1 protein-coding gene is annotated in these 891 nt (G+C 58.8%); it reads right to left on the bottom strand.

The window, feature by feature from the left end; translation table 11 throughout:
- Positions 1–15: 15 nt before the first annotated feature.
- Positions 16–891: hypothetical protein (locus AC01FP_RS18010; protein ID WP_474482167.1), on the bottom strand; the 876-nt coding region annotated here is incomplete at its 5' end.

The raw sequence follows: 891 nt of genomic DNA, 5'->3' as shown, positions 1-891 counted from the left end.
GAGGGAGGCGAGCCGTCAGCCCCGGCTACGCCGGGGCTGATCCCCCTGAGTTACACCACTCCATGGGACGCCGCTGCGGGGTCGTGTCTGGGCTTCGAGCGTGAAGAGGGATAGACATTCGGCTTGGCTCATCTCGGAGAACGCTGGCATCCGGAACCCAACCTCCGTTATATGCAGGCCGAAGTCGCGGTCCGACACGACATGAGTATCAATAATGCTCTCGAGTGCGTCGAATAGTTCCGGCAGACGCTCGTGCTGGTAGGTATAGCCATGTATGGCCAGCCCGTCGCAGTGCTCGCCCCCCCCTGCCTCGAAAAACCTGCGAAGGAAATCCATATCCCAGCTGTGGGTGCAGCCGCCAAGCACAACCATGTCCGGTGCAACACTGCGAACGGTCTCATGAGTCGTAATATGGAGTGCGATCAGCGCAGCCATGTCATCTGCCCAATGGCCAAGGGCCGAGGCCTCGTTCCAGACCTCGTAGTGGGTGAAGCCCGCATCCCAGGCACGCTTTGCCAGCCAGCCAACTAACTCGGCATATGCGGCGTGGTCTGCAGGTCCATAACGGCTGAAGTCCCAGCGCTCCGGAAAGCGCGATAAGGCCTTCGGGATGTGCATAGTCGACAAAACCCTATATTGGCCAGGTGCACGTCGAGTACGGGGCAAACTATTTAGCCCGCGTTGAAAGCGATAGGCCCCCTCCACCTTTACTAAGGCATGGAGAGGGAGCACAAGGCGGTCCCAACTTCCACCTGCCATTGCAATTTTATCGTATTCAGCGGCGTCCGAAATCCCAAGTAGCTGCGACGGTGTGGTGTCCTCACATGCCATGACGTGACATGCACTCCACTCCTCCTGCGCGAGCATCGAACCGTCCTTGAAAAGATCTGC

This window comes from Cyanobium sp. NIVA-CYA 375, from assembly GCF_056108345.1.
The sequence above is the reverse complement of the archived record's forward strand: the minus strand, read 5'-3'. Positions and strand labels throughout refer to the sequence as shown.